General features: G+C 63.8%; 19 protein-coding genes. 3 read left to right on the forward strand and 16 right to left on the reverse strand.

Going from position 1 to position 17192, the window contains the following annotated elements; all coding sequences use genetic code 11:
• Positions 1 to 89: 89 nt before the first annotated feature.
• The 6 genes from rpiB to MHM88_RS09250 form a co-directional block, all read right to left on the reverse strand.
• Positions 90 to 539, reverse strand: coding sequence for a ribose 5-phosphate isomerase B (gene rpiB / locus MHM88_RS09225; RefSeq protein ID WP_239363416.1), 450 nt, complete (start codon positions 537 to 539; stop codon positions 90 to 92).
• Between the two features lie 126 nt (positions 540 to 665).
• The gene (locus MHM88_RS09230) at positions 666 to 1307 is read right to left on the reverse strand and encodes an SDR family NAD(P)-dependent oxidoreductase (RefSeq protein WP_239324749.1); all 642 of its coding nucleotides are present in this window, start codon (positions 1305 to 1307) and stop codon (positions 666 to 668) included.
• Positions 1308 to 1386: 79 nt separating this feature from the next.
• Complete coding sequence (locus tag MHM88_RS09235) at positions 1387 to 1875, reverse strand: DUF1178 family protein (RefSeq protein WP_239363418.1); 489 nt, start codon at positions 1873 to 1875, stop codon at positions 1387 to 1389.
• A gap of 97 nt (positions 1876 to 1972) precedes the next feature.
• The gene (locus MHM88_RS09240; protein WP_239363421.1) at positions 1973 to 2431 is read right to left on the reverse strand and encodes an NUDIX hydrolase; all 459 of its coding nucleotides are present in this window, start codon (positions 2429 to 2431) and stop codon (positions 1973 to 1975) included.
• A gap of 220 nt (positions 2432 to 2651) precedes the next feature.
• Positions 2652 to 3428 (reverse strand): EcsC family protein, encoded by a 777-nt coding sequence (locus tag MHM88_RS09245; protein ID WP_239363423.1) that lies wholly within the window; start codon positions 3426 to 3428, stop codon positions 2652 to 2654.
• Positions 3429 to 3518: 90 nt separating this feature from the next.
• Positions 3519 to 4019, reverse strand: coding sequence for a GNAT family N-acetyltransferase (locus MHM88_RS09250; RefSeq protein WP_239363425.1), 501 nt, complete (start codon positions 4017 to 4019; stop codon positions 3519 to 3521).
• A gap of 111 nt (positions 4020 to 4130) precedes the next feature.
• Between MHM88_RS09250 and MHM88_RS09255 the strand changes: the two genes are divergently transcribed.
• Together MHM88_RS09255 and MHM88_RS09260 are read left to right on the forward strand one after the other, a co-directional pair.
• Positions 4131 to 4736: a flavin reductase family protein gene (locus MHM88_RS09255; protein ID WP_239363438.1), complete on the forward strand. Its 606-nt coding sequence runs from the start codon at positions 4131 to 4133 to the stop codon at positions 4734 to 4736.
• A gap of 1 nt (position 4737) precedes the next feature.
• Positions 4738 to 5379 carry a CatB-related O-acetyltransferase gene (locus MHM88_RS09260; protein WP_239363440.1) on the forward strand — a complete coding sequence of 214 codons (642 nt, stop codon included), beginning with the start codon at positions 4738 to 4740 and terminating at the stop codon, positions 5377 to 5379.
• 268 nt (positions 5380 to 5647) lie between these two features.
• On the opposite strand, the gene MHM88_RS09265 is transcribed toward MHM88_RS09260, so the two are convergent.
• From MHM88_RS09265 to MHM88_RS09275, 3 genes are all read right to left on the reverse strand, one after another.
• The gene (locus MHM88_RS09265; RefSeq protein ID WP_239324767.1) at positions 5648 to 7282 is read right to left on the reverse strand and encodes a SulP family inorganic anion transporter; all 1635 of its coding nucleotides are present in this window, start codon (positions 7280 to 7282) and stop codon (positions 5648 to 5650) included.
• Positions 7283 to 7569: 287 nt separating this feature from the next.
• Complete coding sequence (locus MHM88_RS09270; protein ID WP_239363442.1) at positions 7570 to 8052, reverse strand: fasciclin domain-containing protein; 483 nt, start codon at positions 8050 to 8052, stop codon at positions 7570 to 7572.
• A 215-nt stretch (positions 8053 to 8267) separates the two neighbouring features.
• Positions 8268 to 8807, reverse strand: a complete 540-nt coding sequence (locus MHM88_RS09275) for an adenine phosphoribosyltransferase (protein ID WP_239324769.1) — start codon at positions 8805 to 8807, stop codon at positions 8268 to 8270.
• A 394-nt stretch (positions 8808 to 9201) separates the two neighbouring features.
• Here MHM88_RS09275 and MHM88_RS09280 point away from each other — a divergent pair, with 394 nt between their 5' ends.
• Positions 9202 to 9375 (forward strand): hypothetical protein, encoded by a 174-nt coding sequence (locus MHM88_RS09280; protein ID WP_239324770.1) that lies wholly within the window; start codon positions 9202 to 9204, stop codon positions 9373 to 9375.
• Between the two features lie 26 nt (positions 9376 to 9401).
• Here the strand turns inward: MHM88_RS09280 and MHM88_RS09285 are convergent, their stop codons facing one another.
• The 7 genes from MHM88_RS09285 to thrC all read right to left on the reverse strand — a co-directional run bounded on the left by MHM88_RS09285 (position 9402) and on the right by thrC (position 17186).
• Entirely contained in the window at positions 9402 to 10433 is a 1032-nt protein-coding gene (locus MHM88_RS09285; protein WP_239363444.1) for a DUF418 domain-containing protein, read from the reverse strand.
• Between the two features lie 134 nt (positions 10434 to 10567).
• The gene (locus MHM88_RS09290) at positions 10568 to 11443 is read right to left on the reverse strand and encodes an S-methyl-5'-thioadenosine phosphorylase (RefSeq protein ID WP_239363447.1); all 876 of its coding nucleotides are present in this window, start codon (positions 11441 to 11443) and stop codon (positions 10568 to 10570) included.
• Between the two features lie 137 nt (positions 11444 to 11580).
• Positions 11581 to 12996, reverse strand: a complete 1416-nt coding sequence (locus MHM88_RS09295; protein ID WP_239363450.1) for an FAD-binding oxidoreductase — start codon at positions 12994 to 12996, stop codon at positions 11581 to 11583.
• Positions 12997 to 13045: 49 nt separating this feature from the next.
• Positions 13046 to 13870 (reverse strand): MBL fold metallo-hydrolase, encoded by an 825-nt coding sequence (locus tag MHM88_RS09300; protein WP_239363672.1) that lies wholly within the window; start codon positions 13868 to 13870, stop codon positions 13046 to 13048.
• A gap of 75 nt (positions 13871 to 13945) precedes the next feature.
• The gene (locus tag MHM88_RS09305) at positions 13946 to 14536 is read right to left on the reverse strand and encodes a GNAT family N-acetyltransferase (RefSeq protein ID WP_239324778.1); all 591 of its coding nucleotides are present in this window, start codon (positions 14534 to 14536) and stop codon (positions 13946 to 13948) included.
• Complete coding sequence (locus MHM88_RS09310) at positions 14536 to 15798, reverse strand: pitrilysin family protein (protein WP_168611046.1); 1263 nt, start codon at positions 15796 to 15798, stop codon at positions 14536 to 14538. The genes MHM88_RS09305 and MHM88_RS09310 overlap by 1 nt, the downstream gene beginning before the upstream one ends.
• Entirely contained in the window at positions 15795 to 17186 is a 1392-nt protein-coding gene (gene thrC, locus MHM88_RS09315) for a threonine synthase (RefSeq protein WP_239363453.1), read from the reverse strand. Before thrC ends, MHM88_RS09310 begins: the two co-directional genes overlap by 4 nt.
• Positions 17187 to 17192 lie beyond the last annotated feature (6 nt).

Genomic DNA, 17192 nt, shown 5'->3' on the forward strand with positions numbered 1-17192 from the left:
AAGAGGCTCCCGAAGCGATCTTCGGGAGCCTCTTTTTTATGCACGGTCACCGGAAAGACCGGGGGCAGCCCCGGCCCTTATGGCCGCGCTCAACCTTCGATGGCGGTAATCATGTCGACACGGGTGCCGTGGCGGCCGCCTTCGAACTCGGCATCGACAAAGGCGTCGACGATCTCAAGCGCCACGCCTTCGCCAACGACGCGTGCGCCGATCGACAGCATGTTGGCATTGTTGTGGGCACGGATCATCTGCGCGGAGAATGTGTCACAGCAGACACCGCAGCGGATGCCCTTGACCTTGTTTGCGGCCATCATGATGCCCTGACCGGTGCCACAGAGGACAATTCCGAGGTCGCTCTCGCCTGCGGCCACATGACGTGCGGCGGCCTCGCCATGGGTCGGGTAATGGGTGCTTTCCGGAGAGCTCGGCCCGAGGTCGGTCACGCTGAAGCCACGCGCCTCCAGATGTTTGGCGATGGTTTGGCGCAGCGCAATGGCGGCGTGATCACTGGAAAGTACGATGCGGTTGCTGGCAGTCATGATGCGGTCATCCCATGGTCCAGAGCCGATCCCGGCCCCGGTTTAGGTGGATCAGGTGGGGTTCACCCGTCCCTTACCCGGATTCAACACAGGGGCAAAGCCCCCAATCCGCCGCGACACGCCCGATCAGTAGGCATGGACGCGCCCGTCCCAAGTGTGGAAACACCCCGTTGTATCAAGCGACAGCACGTCGAATTCACGGATCAGCCCCACCGCGCTCTCCTGCGCCGTGATCTCGCCGTCCTGCCCGCCCATATCGGTACGCACCCAGCCCGGGTGATAGATGCCCACGGCGATGCCTTCGGGTTTCAGGTCGGTGGCAAGATTGCGCCCGATATTGAGCGCCGCCGCCTTTGACGCGCGATAGGCGTAGGATCCCCCCGGTGCGCGGGCGTGGCTGGCCATCTGCGACGAGATGATCGCGATCTTCGGCGCCTCTGCCAGCTTCAGGTTCGGCAGCATCGCCTGCACGGTCAGGAACACGCCGGTCACATTGACCGCCAGGGATTTTGCCCAGACTTCGGCAGTATAGTCATTCAACGCCATGGATTTATCGAGATAGACCCCCGCGTTGCAGATCAGCAGGTCGACCGGATCGCCCTTGATCTGCGCCGCAAAGCGCGCCTGCTGACCGGGATCGCTCACATCGAGCCGCGTGCCCGAGGAATGATCCCGCGAGGTCCCGGTCACCCGGTCGCCGCGGGCGGCCAGCCTTGTTTTCAGCTCGCGTCCGATGCCGCGGCTGCTGCCTGTCACGACCACATGCATTGGCGGTCTCCTTCCTGTCTGCTCTGCCTGTATACACCGGCCAGCGATCGGGTCCACCAATCTGCGGGACGGAGATGCCTCAATTTGTCTTGCGTGTCGGGGCGAAGGGCAACGGCAGCACCGGCACCCCGTCTTCGATCAGGGCTTTGGCCTCTTCGGGTTTTGCCTCGCCATGGATCGAGCGTTTCGGCGTCTCGCCCAGATACATGTCACGCGCCTGTTTGGCAAAATCGGTGCCCACATAGTCTGAATTCGCCTCGACCTGCTTTTTCAGCTCGGTGATCGCGGCCTCCAGCTCGTTTGCGGGCGCGGCAAGCGACGTCGGCGCGGGCGGCGCCGTTCCCGCCACCGCCGGCTGCGTCTCGCCCGGCTCTTCGGGGGTGGCGACGGTGGTGGCCGCGCGGCCAGGGCGCACTCTGGGCGCCATCAGAGCCTTCTCGACGCTGGTCGAACCACATTCGGTGCAGGCAACCAGACCCGCGCCGCGCAGTTTTTCGTAGGCCTCGGCGGACTGGAACCAGCTCTCGAACCCATGCCCTTCGGCGCATTTCAGTGCGTAACGTATCATGTTCTGTCTCGTCCTCAGAGGCGCCGATTAAATACGGCTGAGCGCCGTTTGCAAGGCCCCCTGCCATCCGCCCCGACTTCTGCCACCGCAGGTGACGTCACGGCCCCGGTGGCGCGAAGGATGTCAGCAGCGCGGCAAGCTCCGGTTCGGCCACCTGTTTCGCCGCACGCCGCAGCGACATCCATGCCCGCCTGCGCTCCCCCCGCTCTGGGAACTGCGTCGCCAGACCGCGCACGCGGAGCGGAAAAACATCAACCCGGCAGGCCAGTGCGGTCGCGTTCTCGCGCGTTTTGACATAGCTGAACCTGCCGATCCGCCCGTCCAGCGCCTGCCCACGCACGCCAGCCTCTTCCCAGGCTTCGATCGTGGCCGCTTCGGCGGCAGTTTTGCCGTCCATCGGCCAGCCCTTGGGGATGATCCAGCGGCCGGTCCGCCGCGAGGTCACCAGCAGCACCTTGACCCGCCCCTTGGCGGTGATCCGATAGCACAATGCCCCCACCTGCGGGTGCAGCTTCCGGTCGTCCTGCGGATCACTCACATCCAAGACCAACGCCATGGCGGGTCCCATCCTCTCTCGCCCTGCGGCACCGGCGGAGCGGTGTCAGCCCGGCGCGCCCAAATCCCGGGCCGCAGCCAGAGCGTGCCTGGCATTGGTTAACAATTCTTTTACCACCACTCCGGTCGAGGCGCATGGCGACATGCCGGTGGCATGTTTCGCCCGCTCTGACAGCCCTGTATGACATCGGGATGACACCAGCGGGCCCGGGGCGCGCGGATCACGGCGACAGCCTCTGCCGCAGCCGGTTCACTATGTCGGGATAAGGCACATCCGCCTCGATCGCCAACCGGCGCAGCGCGAAATGTACATGCGCCATTTCCTGATAATACCCGGAATAGACGTAGTTGACGCTGCCCCCCGCCACGGCCCCAAGCACCGGCACCATCTGTGCTGCAAGCTTGGGCCCAAGCGCCACCGCCAGACGCGGGGCAACCACTGCGATCAACTGCGACAGCCCGGCCCCCGACAGCCCCAGCCGCAGGGTCAGGAACCCGGTGTCCGCGCCATCGTCATGGGCCATCGGACCGGCGGCGGCAAAGACCTCGACCGCGTCGAACCGCACGCTTTTGGCATCGGGATCAAAGCCGTATTCCTCTGCGACGCCTTGAATGCTGCGCATCAAAAATGTCGTGGTCGCGGGCAATTCCACCAGCGCCCCCGGCAGCCCGGCCGCGCCGCCCACCAGACCCATCGTGGTACTGACCCAGCGATTGGTCTGGGCCGGCTGGTCCGGCACCATCCGCCGACTGAGCGCCGCCCCGCGCACCGACAGATGCAGCGCCTGCAACACCGCGCCTTCCACCGCGCCCCGCATGGGGCCCGGCAGTCGACGCATCAGGTCTTCGCCCTGCCCGCCCAGCGCATTCAACAGCCGCATGCCAAAACTGCCCGCCGCCCGGTAGCGCGCGGCAATTGCAGTCAGCTCGGCCTCGACGTCCCGTACCGTCAGGCTGCGCCCGCTCTGTTCCAGAATTTCACCCGGCAGTTCGCCCATGTGCGACCTCGTCCCCATTGCGCCTGCTACAAGAGATCAGCAGCCCAGGGCACGGTTTCAAGGTCTGGCCATCGCAGCCGGACACAAGCGTTACCCCTGCACCGCACCGTGCCAGCGGGTGACCGGCCCCTGCACCCCGTGCCACCCCGCCTCCGAGAGGCTGAGCCCCAGCACCCGTTCCAGGTTGGTCGGAGGCGGCATTACAACGCCTTCGAGCCGCTCAAAACCGAACCGGCGGTAATAGGGCGCATCGCCAACCAGGATTACTCGCTGCCAATGGCTGTGCTCCGCCTTCCACAGGCTGTCGCGGATCAACGAGGCACCGATGCCCTCGCCCTGCCGGGTCGGATGGACCGCCACCGGCCCCAACAGCAGCGCGTCACGATCCCCCACATGCACCGGCCAGAACCGGATCGCGCCTGCCAGAATGCCATCGCTGTCGCGCGCCACCTGACTGAGCGCGCGCACCGGGGCGACGTCGTCGCGCAACCGATAGGACGACAAGGCCGTCCGCCCCGGCGCAAAGCACAGGTCATAGAGGGCTTCCACCTCCCAGGAATCCTCCGGCATCTCCGGCGCGATGGTGATCACGTGTCTCTGGCTCCGTCAGCTGCGCTCTGCGACCAAGGGGCCAACTCGACGCGGGGGTGGATTTCGCCCTAGCACGGGCGTAAGTCTGGGGCAAACACTTGGAGACATAGAATGTTCTACCGCCCCGAGGATGGCCACGGCCTGCCCCACAATCCGTTTAACGCCGTCGTGACCCCCCGCCCCATCGGCTGGATCTCCACCCGCTCCGGCGCAGGCGTCAACAATCTCGCGCCCTATTCCTTTTTCAATGCCGTTGCCTATGTGCCGCCGCAGGTGATGTTTGCCTCCACCTCGACCAAGGCGGATCAGGACGGCACCAAGGATTCCATGGCCAATATCCGCGAGACTGGCGTCTTTTGCGTCAATATCGTTGAATATGCCATGCGCGATCAGATGAACAAATCCTCCGCAGCGCTTGATAAGGGCGTCGACGAGTTTGCCCATGCGGGGCTTGAGGCGGTCGCGTGCGAAACGATCAATTGCGCCCGTGTCGCAGGCGTGCCCGCTGCACTGGAGTGCAAGCTCACCCAGATCATCGACCTGCCCGGCGAGGCCAACAAAGTGGCCTTTGGCGAGGTGGTTGGCGTGCATTTGCGCGATGATTGCCTTGTGGACGGGATCTTTGACGTGACCAAATACCAGCCGCTCTCGCGCCTTGGGTATCGTGACTATGCCAAGGTCAACGACCTGTTCTCCCTGTCGCGCCCGGACGACTGAGATGCCGCTTCCTGATCCCAAACAACGCCATCCGATTGTGCTGCCGGACGGGACACCCCATGCAGGGACCGTGCAGCTGGCACAGGCGGTCGACAACCCGAATTTCATTGTCGGCGATTACACCTATGCGTCGGATTTCGACCCACCCCGCGACTGGGGCAGCCACCTCGCTCCCTATCTGTTTGCCGGCGCGCGCGAGCGGCTCAAGATCGGCCGGTTCTGCCAGATCGCCCATGGGGTGAAGTTCATCACCGCCTCGGCCAATCACGCGCAGGAGGGCCTCAGCTGTTACCCCTTCCCGGTCTTTGATCCGGCGCAGATGGCCGGGTTTCAGCCGGACACCCGCGACACGGTGATCGGCAATGATGTCTGGATCGGCTACGGCGCGTTGATCCTGCCCGGCGCGCGCATCGGCGACGGGGCCATCATCGGCGCCGGTGCCGTGGTGCGCGGCACGGTTCCCCCCTACGCGATCATGACAGGCAATCCGGCCAGCATTGCCCGCCATCGGTTCCCCAAGCCCCAGATTGCACGGCTCCTGGCGCTGAAATGGTGGGACTGGCCGGCCGAGCTGATCCTGCGCGCAGAACCGGCCATCACCTCCGGCGATCTCGACATGCTGGAGGCGCTCGCCCCCGATTGAAAGCTGCTGCTTCGGAGCCACCCTCGCCTGATCCCGAACGGATGGGCCGGGGCGCGGCGTGCAAGGCAAATTGCCGAGGCTCCGCGCCCGCACGGGCGGGGATACGGCCATTTTCCTTGTCGCGATGGGGCACGGTCCGTCAGGCCGGAGTCAGGCGAGGATGGCTGCGCAGACTGCTGCTTTGGTGAATCCGAGCCGCATCCCAAACACAAAAAAGCCGCGGTCCCGCATGGGACCGCGACCGCTTAACTGACCTGACGCCCCACGCTCAGTGGCCGCCGAGGATACCTGTCTTCACCGAGTAGTCGACCGCCAGACCGTATTCCGGGTCATCGTCACTGTCGATCATCAGATGGCCGGCCTTGGACAGCAATTCGTGGCAATCCCGGCTCAGATGGCGCAGCTGCAAGGTCTTGCCAGCCGCGGCATAGCGCCCGGCCACCGCCTCGATCGCCTGGAGCGCGGACTGGTCGACAACACGCGAGGCGGCGAAATCCACGATCACCACATCCGGGTCGCCTTGCACGTCGAACAGCTCGATGAACCCATCCGTCGACCCGAAAAACAGTGGCCCCTGGATTTCATAAACCTTGGCCCCCGCTTCGCTGACACTGTCGCGGGTGATGGCGTGAATGCGGCGGGCGTTGTTCCAGGCATAGGCCAGCGCCGACACGATGACCCCGACCACAACCGCGATCGCCAGGTCGGTCATGACGGTCACAACCGTTACCAGCACGATCACAAAGGCGTCCATCAGCGGCACCTTGGTCATGATCTTGAAGCTGTTCCAGGCAAAGGTCCCGATCACCACCATGAACATCACCCCGACCAGGGCGGCCAGCGGGATCTGCTCGATCAGGGGCGAGGCGACAACGATGAACGCCAGCAGGAACAAGGCCGCCGCGATCGCCGCGATCCGGGTGCGCCCGCCGGAGTTCACATTGATCATCGACTGACCGATCATCGCACAACCGCCCATGCCGCCAAAGAAGCCGGTCACGATGTTGGAGGTCCCTTGTGCAATGCACTCCTGGCTTGCGCCGCCGCGCTTGCCGGTGATTTCGCCCACCAGGTTCAGGGTCAGGAGGCTCTCGATCAGACCGATCGCCGCCAGGATCACCGCATAGGGCAGGATGATCTGCAAGGTTTCCCAGGTCAACGGCACCATCGGGATGTGGAACATCGGCAGCCCGCCCTCGATCGAGGCCAGATCGCCGACCCGCGGCACATCAAGACCAAAGGCGATCACGATCACCGCGGTGATGCCGATGCCTGCCAGCGGTGCCGGAATGATCTTGGTCAGTCGCGGCATTACCCAGATGATCGCCATGGTCAGCGCCACCAGCGCCAGCATAGTCGCCAGTTGCGGACCGGCCAGCCATGCGCCGCCACCGGCGCCATGGCCGGTGTTTTCCACGCTCCCGGGCACCTTGAACTGATTGAGCTGCGCCAGGAAGATCACGATCGCCAGACCGTTCACAAAGCCCAGCATCACCGGATGCGGCACCAGGCGGATGAACTTGCCCCAATGCATCACACCGGCAATCACCTGGAAGATGCCCATCAGCACCACCGCGGCAAACAGATATTCAACGCCGTGATCGGCCACCAGCGCCACCATCACCACCGCAAGCGCGCCGGTCGCACCAGAGATCATGCCCGGCCGCCCCCCGATCAGCGCCGTAATCAGCCCCACCAGGAACGCCGCATAAAGCCCCACCAACGGGTGCACATCGGCAACAAAGGCAAAGGCGACCGCTTCCGGCACCAGCGCCAGCGCCACGGTCAGCCCTGACAGAAGCTCGGTGCGCACGCGAGCCACGGTAAAGCCCTCGTCCTGCATGATGGAAAGATTGGGAGGAGAGATATTCTTGGCCAATAGGCCCAGTATGCCGCGTGTCATGCCACCAATACCTGTAAATTTGGGAAGGAAGATTTGTGCGCCTGTTAGCGCCAATGCCCCTGCGACACAAGAGATGGCCAGAAATCACCCCCCGAAACCGCGTTACCTGCGCAGTTCAGTGGCACCAGGGTGCGGATCCGTCGGTGAAACCGCCAGCGCTGCGTCCGAGCCGAACCTCCTCTCCCACACCCGGCTCACATGCCCGCTCCGCCGCAAAAAAACGGGGAGCCCGAAGGCTCCCCGATGCCGTGAGTGAGTGGCATGATAGGAAAACGGTGGGCGCGCTGTTAGCTGCCCGGCATGATGACCTTGTCGATCACGTGGATGATGCCGTTCTCGGCCTCGATGTCGGCCTGGATGACCTTGGCCTCATCCACCATCGCGCCGCCGTCGATGTCGACGGTGATCTCAGCGCCTTGCACCGTGGCGGCCTTCATGCCGTCGGTCAGGTCGGAGGACATCACCTTGCCCGGCACCACGTGGTAGGTCAGCACGGAGATCAGCTGCTCCTTGTTTTCGGGCTTCAGCAGTTCCTCGACGGTGCCCTCCGGCAGGGCCTCAAAGGCAGCATCGGTCGGCGCAAAGACGGTGAAGGGGCCGTCGCCCTTGAGCGTATCGACCAGATCAGCGGCGGTCACGGCCGCGACGAGGGTGTCGAAGTTGTCGTTGCCCGACGCGATATCGACGATGTCCTTGGAATGACCGCCCGCAAAGGCGGCAGTGGCGACGGCAAAGCTGGCAACGGTACCGAGTGCAAACTTGCGGAACATGGTGGAACTCCTCTTGTCTCTGTCACAATGGACGTCGCGACCGCGACATCTGTAGAGCACAACGAAACAAGCTCCGATCTGGATCTGGCGGATCTTTGCCACCGCCCGTTTGACACAAGGGAAAAGCCCCCTAAGCCGGGGGCTGTTCAGAAATCCAGTCACACCTGCGTGTGAAGCTGTGATCGCCTGTGAGTGATCCGGGGGCGTTGCGGGCGTCAGAGCCCTTCGAACTCGCAGAGCACATGCACGTCCATCCCGAGGTTTTCGAGATGCGTGCGCCCACCAAGTTCCGGCAGATCGATGATAAAGGAACAGGAGATGATCTCGCCGCCGAGCTTCTCGATCAGCTTGATCCCTGCACCGGCTGTACCACCGGTGGCCAGCAGGTCATCCACCACGAGAATTTTCTCGCCGGGCTGAATGGCGTCCTTGTGCAGCTCGACCACTGCCTCGCCATACTCCAGCTTGTATTCCTGCGAGATGGTCGCGCCGGGCAGTTTGCCCTTCTTGCGCACGGGCACAAACCCGGTGCCCAACTGATGCGCGATGGCCCCGCCGAGGATAAAACCGCGGGCTTCGAGCCCCACCACCTTGTCGATGCGCTGACCGGCATAGGGGTGCAGCATCTGGTCCACCGCCATGCGGAACCCGCGCGGGTCGGCAAACAGGGTGGTCACATCGCGAAACATGATCCCTTCGTGCGGGAAATCGACGATGGTGCGGATGTAGTCCTTGACGGTTTTCGACGTGCTCATGGGGCGGTGGTCCCTGACTTGGCTTCCTGGATCGGTTCACATCCGACCTGGGACTGCGCCTCAAACCGCCGGACCTGTGCGGTGTGACCGAAGCACGCCCGCCGTGCAAGCGTCAACGCCCCTCAAGGGCCCGTGCGTGTCCGCGTTTGTGGCACAGCTGCCTATTTCCGCTTGGTCAGGTAGGTCCGGTACAGGCCTTCGGGCAGCCAAGACAGGTGACGCCGCAGCCAGTCGTGGCGGCGAGTGGTCAGCAAATTTCGGGCTACATGCAGGTTCATTGTTGAACTCTCCTTATCGTTTACAAATACTCATGCTCGGATATGCAGTGCAAAGCTGCATATGCAATGTATATACAGCTCCTTGCCATCTTTCAAGGACAAGCCCCAGGACGACCGTGAACAAGAAGTCAAAAGAGAAGCCGTCGAAGAAGGACAGCCAGCTGGTTCTGCGGCTGGACAAGGCCGAGCGCGACGCGTTTGTGGAACTGTGCAAAGCGCTGGATACCTCGGCCGCGCGCGAGATCCGTCATTTCATGCGGGACTTCGTGAAGAAGAACAAAAAGGGCTAGCGGAGCGTCAGGCCCCGCACCAGTGGTCAGGCGGGACGCCGGCGATCCGTGCTCCACCGCATCAACGCCTCCAGGGGGCCATGGCGAAAGGCCAGCGCCCAGACCCGCGCATAGATCGCCGACAAGACACAGAACCCGAGGCTGTAGATCAGGATCTCCGTCGTCGTCAGGCTGCCCCCCAAGAGGCCCAGCGCCTCCAGTAGTCCCATCCCGAACAGGATGTGAAAGATATAGAGGCTGAGCGCCTGCCGTCCCGGTGCCGTGAGCCATGCGCCCAGCCCGGCGCGCTCCAGCATGGGCGCACATAGAAGCACCGCCCCAAGCGCGGCTGCCGCGCTGCCGCTGGCCGCGACAAGATAGGTCGGGCCCGGCGGTATCATTGCGGTGTCGAACAGCGGCAGCAGCTCCGGATCGGAGACCAGTTGCCCCGGGATCGCGCCCAGGCCAGCTGCCAGAAGGCCAAGACCCAGCATGCGCAGCTGCACCCGCCGGTCGGCCAGATCCAGACGACCCAGCCAGAGACCAAAGAGAAGGAACGCCAGCCAGGGGAGTACCGGATGCCAACCGTTGAAGAAGGAATGCATCAGGAATCCGGGGAAGGTCCAGAACCCGGTGTACTCCAGACTGTCCCAATCCCAGTTCTGGTCGTAGTCAAGCCCGGCGTGGATGGCCACGCTTGCGATCAGCAGGGCAACGATCACGCCCCAGATCACCGGCCCGGACGCGCGCAGGAAGGGCAGCGCACAGAGGAAATAGAGCGCGTAGAAATGCAGGATGTCGGCCTCGAAAATCAACAGGTTCAACAGGCCTGCCCCCATCAGGAAGGCCGCCCGTTTCACCATGGTGACCGCATCCGGACGCCCAAGCGCCAATCCGACGCCCGCCAGCACCACAAACAGGGCCGCCGCGCGCCCTTCCAGCGCGTTGGTGATCAGCGAGGGAAAGTCCGCGGCGGGCTGAACTTCGGCCGCCAGTCGGAAATTCACCAGCACCATGCCGCAATAGGCCAGGAACCGTGCCATATCGATCCCGGTCAATCGCGCACCTGTGCGGGTCATTCCGACGCCCTCCCTGCGTTTGGAAACAGTTCCACCTGTCCTTAACAAAGGAACGAGGGGCGTGGAATGAAAGATGGGCACGGAAATTTTTCCTGCCCACCCGGGATCTTGAGCGATACTGTTGCCCGTTGGCGTCAGCCCAGTACGCGTCCGGCAACCGCGTCGAGCTTGGCCAGCAGCGCCGGGTCGCGCTTGTCCGGTGCCGTCATGATGGCATACTCCAGCGCCCGGTCACAGCCGTGCGGACAGGGGGCGCGGTCGGCCCCAAGGCGTGCGGGCAGCCCCTTGACCAGCGCCCGGCCCTTGTCGGAGTTGCCTTGCAAGGTGGCGATGATCTCGGTGATGTCCACGGCGCCATGATCCGGGTGCCAGCTGTCATAGTCGGTGACCATGGCGATCGAGGCATAGCAAAGCTCCGCCTCGCGGGCGAGCTTGGCCTCGGGCATATTGGTCATGCCGATCACATCGGCGCCCCAGACATCGCGGTACATCTTCGATTCCGCCATCGAGGAGAACTGCGGCCCCTCCATCGCCAGATAGGTGCCGCCCCGATGCACGGTGATTCCGGCGGCGCGGGCCGCGTCCTCGCAGGCATCCCCCAGCCGGGGACAGGTTGGATGCGCCACCGAAACATGGGCGACACAGCCGGAGGAGAAGAAGCTTTTGTCACGCGCGAACGTCCGGTCGATGAACTGGTCCACGATCACAAAATCCCCCGGCGCCATCGTCTCGCGGAAGGACCCGCAGGCGGAGACCGAGATCACGTCGGTTGCACCGATCCGCTTGAGCGCGTCGATATTGGCACGGTAAGGCACATCGGTCGGCGCATGCACGTGACCGCGCCCGTGTCGCGGCAAAAAGGCCATTTTCACGCCGTCGAAGCGTCCGGTCAGGATATCATCCGAAGCGGTGCCCCAGGGGCTGTCGACGCGACGCCATTCGGCCCCCTCCAGCCCGTCGATATCATAGATGCCGGAGCCGCCGATCACGGCGATCATGGTCTCTGTCATTTGGATCTCTCCTGCCGGTGTTTGTCGACCTATGGCCGAGCGGGGCGCGGTTTGGCAAGCGGCTGTTGCACCGAGCAAGGGATTTTACCGCAGGTGCCCGGCCCGCAGGCGGGGCACCGCTACGCGGCTGTCTTGCGCTAGGCGACCACCGCGCCGGGGTTCATGATCCCATGCGGGTCCAGCGCCGTTTTGATGGCGCGCATGGCGGCCAGCTTTACCGGGTCGCCATACCGTTCCAGATCCGCGACCTTGAGGCGCCCGATCCCGTGTTCCGCGCTCATGGAGCCGCCATAGTCATGCACAAGATCATGAATGATGCGTTTGACCTCTGCGCGCAGGGGCTCGTATTCCGCACGCGACCGCCCTGCCCCCGGAAAGACGTTGTAATGCAGGTTGCCATCCCCCAGATGACCAAAACAGTTGATCCGGAGCGAGGCATCCAGTTCTGCAATGGCCGTCCAGCCGGCGGGGATGAAATCCGGGATACGCGAGATCGGCACGGAGATGTCATGGCTCGACACCGAACCGATCAGCCGGTTGGCCTCGGGGATATGCTCACGCAGGGCCCAGAGCGCCTGACGCTGCGCTTCTGACTGCGCGATGACGCCATCCGTGGCAAGGCCCGCCTCCATCGCGAGACCAAAGAGATCGGCCAGCGCGTCCTCGGCGTTCTGCCCCTTGCCGAGGCCAAGCTCGATCAGCACGCACCAGTCCGGGCGGGGATCGAACGGCTGGCGCAAATCCGGCAGTTTCTCGGCCAGAAAATCCAGCCCCTGACGATGGATCAGCTCAAAGGCGCTCACCGCCTCGCCCACGGCATCCCGCGCCAGCGCCAGCAGCGCCACCGCCGCAGAGGGGTCCGGCACGGTGAAAATCGCCGTGCCGGCATTGGCGGGAATGGGCGAGAGCTTCAGCGCCGCAGCGGTAATCACACCCAGTGTGCCCTCCGCTCCGATCAGCAGATTGCGCAGATCATAGCCGGTGTTGTCTTTCCTCAGCCGTGACAGGCCATGCCAGATCTCGCCCGTGGGCAGGACCGCCTCCAGCCCGAGGCAAAGATCGCGCGCATTGCCGTAGCGCAACACGTTGACGCCGCCCGCATTCGTCGCAAGGTTGCCACCGATCTGGGCCGTGCCTTCGGCCGCAAGCGACAGGGGGAACAGCCGCCCCGCGTCGGAGGCCGCCGCCTGCACCTCCGCCAGCACCGAGCCCGCCTCGGCGATGAGCGCGTTTTCCTCCGGATAGACCGCGCGAATGCTCCGCATCCGTTCGAGCGACAACAGCAGCGGCGCGGGCCCCTCGGGCATCACCTGCCCGCCAACCAATCCGGTGCCGCCGCCATAGGGCACCACCCCGACATGCGCGTCATGCGCGGCGCGGATGATCTCTGCCACCTCCTGCGTGGTGCGTGGCAAGGCCACCGCCGTCGCTTGCCCCGTGTAGCGGCCACGCGGCTCCTCAAGGTAGCGCGCCTCCGGTCGGCGGAGCGTATCCGCAGGTAGACGGGCAGACAGGGCATCAAGAAAGTCGGGATCGGCAGGGTTCAATGTCATAGCCACTGCATCCGAAATCCGCACAGCAAAGGCAAGTCTCTTGGACGGATCACGGCGCGGCAGCCAGAAACGCGGGCCGCAGAACATAGACCGTGGGCCGGTCCGGCAGGCTGCGCAGGGAGACCACAAGCTCCGGGCCCTTCACGCGTTCGATCGCATAGCTTTCTCCGATGCGGCTGAGAAAGCGTTCCAGCGTGACCTCGCCAAACCAATGCATCGGGATCACCACCGAGGACCGCAGCCGCCCCAGCACCTCGAGCATATCTGGCAATGGCAGCGTGGTGCCGCCATCGACCGCCGCCATCACCACATCAAGCCGCCCGAGAGCCGCAAACTGCGCCGGTGTGGGCACGTGATGCAGATGTCCAAGATGGCCGATGCACAGGCCCGCAACCTCGAACACAAAGATGGAATTGCCATTGGGCTCCACCCCGCTACCGGACCGGATGTCGGTGGAGACATTGCGGATCAGCATCTCGTCGAGGTCCAGATGGTGGTCGATGCCCTCGCCAAAGGCGCCCCAGCCCCTCAGCACATGCGGGATCGCAGGGTCCGGAAATTCGGTCCAATGGGTTCCATGGGCGTGGTTCATGGTAACAACATCGGGGATTAGCGGCGCGGTCCCGAGAAAGCCCGTGAAGTCGGTGACGACATTCAGCCCACCGGCGGTCTGGATCAGAAAGGACGCATGGTCGATGTAGTGGATCCGCACGGAGGCGCTATCGGGCAGCGGATCCTGCCAGCTCGCCTGATGCAGATATTCTATCCCGGGCGCGGCTTCCGCCAGCGCAATACAATGGCTGGCACGACGCTCCTGAGCGGAGACCGCACCAGCCAGGACGGCCAGGCCAGCCGTGAGCACACACCAAAACATCACTCGCATTCTTCTGGTTTAGGTCGATTGCGCTCCGGGTCACGCAAAAAACGTGCTGTGCGGGTCTAAAAGCCCTCAGGCCTGCCCCACCATGGTCTTGCCGCGGCGATCATTGCGCAGCGCGGCATAGAGCACATGGGTGCGCCAGCGCCCGTTGATCTGGAGATAGGACTGCGCCACACCTTCGTATTTGAAACCGGAGCGTTCCAGGAGCCCGCGAGAGGCGGCGTTTTCCGGCAGGCAGGCGGCCTCGATCCGGCTCAGGTCCAGGCGGGTAAAGGCATGGTGGACCACCGCGCCGATGGCCTCGCGCATGTAGCCCCGGCGGGAAAACTGCGTGCCGGTCCAATAGCCGATGGTGCCTGCCATAGCCGGACCGCGCCGGATATTATCCAGCGTGATGGCCCCGACCAAATGGTCATCCTCGCGCCGGATCAGGAACAGCGGCAGGGCCGACCCCTGTGCAATGGACCGCTTGGCCCAGTAGACCCGGTTGGTAAAGGATTTGCGGCTGAGGTGATCGGGCGACCAGGCTGGTTCCCACGGAACCAGATGATCTTTGCTCTGCTGACGCAGAAAGGCCCAGTACCGGAAATCCGCGTGCACCGGCGGGCGAAGCGTCAGACGCTCCGTCTCCAGTTTCACCGTCCGACGGGCCAGAAGCATCAGGCAGCGCGCCTCCGGGCGATCTCCTCAAGGCTCGGCGCATCTGCGACCGGACCATAAAGAGCAAGGGCCGCAGGCGCTTCGCGCGCGATCTGTGCCGCCATGGCGCGTACGTCCGCAGTGGTCACCGCGTCGATTTTCTCGACTGTGGCCTCAAGGCTGGGCACGCGGTCCCAGATCTGCACAAGTCGTGCCAGACGTTCGGCGCGGTTCGAAGGGCTTTCCAGCCCCATCAGCATGCCCGCCTTCATCTGCGCACGTGCGCGCTCGACCTCGGCATCGGACATATCGTCGGCGGCGCGTTTCAGCTCGTCCACGGTGATGCCCACAAGATCGGCGACCTGTTCGCCCGCCGTGCCGGCATAGATGGTCATCATGCCCGTGTCCTCATAGGCGCCCGCCTGAGAGAAAATCGTGTAGCACAGGCCCCGCTTTTCGCGCACTTCCTGAAACAGCCGCGAGGACATGCCGCCACCAAGGGCCGCCGCATAGATCTGCGCGATATAGATGTCGTCGGCGCGGTAGCTGGGGCTTTCAAAGGCCAGCGCCACATGAGCTTGCTCCAGCGCCTTGTCGCGCCGGGCCTCACCGCCGACAAAGCTGGCGGTCTCCACCACGTCCTGCTGTTTGGGCTCGAGATCGCCAAACATCTCTGTCGCGGCTTTGACCAGCCGGTCGTGGTCAACCGCACCGGCCGCCGACAGGATCATCTGGCCGGGGCCGTAGTGTTCGGCCACAAAACGGCGCAGGTCTTCCTTGGTAAAGCTGCGCACCCGTTCGGCCGGACCGAGGATCGAGCGGCCAATGGCCTGATCCCGGTAGCTTTCTTCCTGTAGCCAGTCAAAGATGATGTCGTCCGGTGTATCCAGCGCCTGACCGATCTCTTGCAGGATGACGCCGCGCTCGACCTCGATCTCGCGCTCGTCAAAGACCGAGTTCAGAACGATGTCCCCGATCACGTCGAGCGCGAGGTCCACATCGTCCTTCAGCACGCGCGCATAATAGGCCGTGACCTCGCGACTGGTGTAGGCGTTGATATAGCCGCCCACGTCCTCGATGGCCTCGGCAATCTGCAGTGCGGTGCGCCGCTTCGTGCCCTTGAACGCCATATGTTCAAGGAAATGGGCCACCCCATTCTGTTCGAGCCGCTCATGGCGGCCCCCTGCCGAAACCCAGATGCCAAGGGCTGCGGATTGCAGCCCCGGCATATACTCAGTGACGATACGAAACCCGTTTGGCAGGGTGTCTTGTTTAACGGTCAATTGGCGATGTGCTTTCTGATGTGATCTTCGATGGTGCCAAGATCATTGGCGATCCGGGTCACCCGTTCCGACCTTTCATACAGATCTGCCATGCGAGGGGGAAGAGGCGGATGCACGCCAGAGGCATCTTCGACCGCTGCCGGGAATTTCGCCGGATGCGCCGTGGCGAGCGTGACCATGGGCACGCCATCCTGAAGGTGCTCATTGGCGACCTTCACGCCAACCGCACCATGGGGACACAACAGCTCGCCCGACGCGGCCAGTTCCGATTTGATGGTCGCGGAGGTTTCTTCCTCGGAAGCGCGACCCGAGGTATAGATCTCGCTCAGCGCCTGCATTGCGCCCTGGCTCACGTTGAAGCCACCGCCGGTTTTCAGCTCTTCCATCAGCTGCGCCACGGCCGCACCGTCCTGATCGTAGGCGTAGAACAAGGCCCGCTCAAAGTTCGAAGACACCTGAATATCCATCGAGGGCGAAATCGACGGGATGGTTTCGCCTTTGAAATACCCCTCGCCCGAGAGGCAGCGATGCAGGATGTCGTTCTGATTGGTGGCCACCACGAGCTGCTCGATCGGCAGGCCCATCTGACGCGCAATGAAGCCTGCAAAAATGTCACCGAAGTTGCCGGTGGGCACGGTGAAGGACACCTTGCGATGCGGCGCACCAAGCGCCACGGCGGCGGTGAAGTAGTAGACCACCTGCGCCAGCACGCGGGCAAAGTTGATCGAGTTCACGCCCGCCAGATGCACCGAATCGCGGAAATCGAAATCGTTGAACATGTCTTTGACCGCAGCCTGACAATCGTCGAAATCGCCATCCACGGCGAGTGCGTGGACATTGGCGTCATCCGGCGTGGTCATCTGGCGGCGCTGCACTTCCGACACCCGGCCATGCGGGTACATGATAAAGACGTTGACCGCATCCAGACCCCGAAAGGCCTCGATCGCCGCCGAGCCTGTATCGCCAGAGGTGGCCCCGACGATGGTCACGCTGTCGCCCCGGCGTTTGAGCGCGACCTGAAACAGCTGACCAATGAGCTGCATGGCGAAATCCTTGAACGCCAGCGTCGGGCCGTGGAACAGCTCCAGCAGGAAGTGGTTCGGGGCCATCTGTTTCAGCGGCGCGCGGGCGGCATGTTCAAACCCTGCATAGGCGCGGGCGATGATGCCCTTGAACTCGTCTTCGGTGAAAGAGCCGGACACATAGGGCCACATCACGCGATAGGCGACCTCCTCGTAGGGAAGCCCTGCAAACCCCGCGATCTCCTCAGCCGAGAGCGTTGGGATCTCTGCCGGGACATAGAGCCCGCCGTCACGGGCAAGTCCCGTCAGCATCGCTTCTTCGAAGGTGAGTTCAGGCGCTTGGCCGCGGGTGGAGATATATTTCATGGCGTC

Origin of the sequence: Epibacterium sp. MM17-32, assembly GCF_022348205.1 — a bacterium.
GTDB lineage: Bacteria > Pseudomonadota > Alphaproteobacteria > Rhodobacterales > Rhodobacteraceae > Epibacterium.

Coding starts and splice junctions, on each gene's coding strand:
- rpiB (WP_239363416.1), bottom strand. CDS start 539: ATGACTGCCAGCAACCGCATCGTACTTTCCAGTGATCACGCCGCCATT.
- MHM88_RS09300 (WP_239363672.1), bottom strand. CDS start 13,870: ATGTTTTGGTGTGTGCTCACGGCTGGCCTGGCCGTCCTGGCTGGTGCG.
- MHM88_RS09235 (WP_239363418.1), bottom strand. CDS start 1,875: ATGATACGTTACGCACTGAAATGCGCCGAAGGGCATGGGTTCGAGAGC.
- MHM88_RS09290 (WP_239363447.1), bottom strand. CDS start 11,443: ATGACAGAGACCATGATCGCCGTGATCGGCGGCTCCGGCATCTATGAT.
- MHM88_RS09255 (WP_239363438.1), top strand. CDS start 4,131: ATGTTCTACCGCCCCGAGGATGGCCACGGCCTGCCCCACAATCCGTTT.
- MHM88_RS09270 (WP_239363442.1), bottom strand. CDS start 8,052: ATGTTCCGCAAGTTTGCACTCGGTACCGTTGCCAGCTTTGCCGTCGCC.
- MHM88_RS09245 (WP_239363423.1), bottom strand. CDS start 3,428: ATGGGCGAACTGCCGGGTGAAATTCTGGAACAGAGCGGGCGCAGCCTG.
- MHM88_RS09275 (WP_239324769.1), bottom strand. CDS start 8,807: ATGAGCACGTCGAAAACCGTCAAGGACTACATCCGCACCATCGTCGAT.
- MHM88_RS09230 (WP_239324749.1), bottom strand. CDS start 1,307: ATGCATGTGGTCGTGACAGGCAGCAGCCGCGGCATCGGACGCGAGCTG.
- thrC (WP_239363453.1), bottom strand. CDS start 17,186: ATGAAATATATCTCCACCCGCGGCCAAGCGCCTGAACTCACCTTCGAA.
- MHM88_RS09285 (WP_239363444.1), bottom strand. CDS start 10,433: ATGACCCGCACAGGTGCGCGATTGACCGGGATCGATATGGCACGGTTC.
- MHM88_RS09295 (WP_239363450.1), bottom strand. CDS start 12,996: ATGACATTGAACCCTGCCGATCCCGACTTTCTTGATGCCCTGTCTGCC.
- MHM88_RS09265 (WP_239324767.1), bottom strand. CDS start 7,282: ATGACACGCGGCATACTGGGCCTATTGGCCAAGAATATCTCTCCTCCC.
- MHM88_RS09305 (WP_239324778.1), bottom strand. CDS start 14,536: ATGCTTCTGGCCCGTCGGACGGTGAAACTGGAGACGGAGCGTCTGACG.
- MHM88_RS09260 (WP_239363440.1), top strand. CDS start 4,738: ATGCCGCTTCCTGATCCCAAACAACGCCATCCGATTGTGCTGCCGGAC.
- MHM88_RS09240 (WP_239363421.1), bottom strand. CDS start 2,431: ATGGCGTTGGTCTTGGATGTGAGTGATCCGCAGGACGACCGGAAGCTG.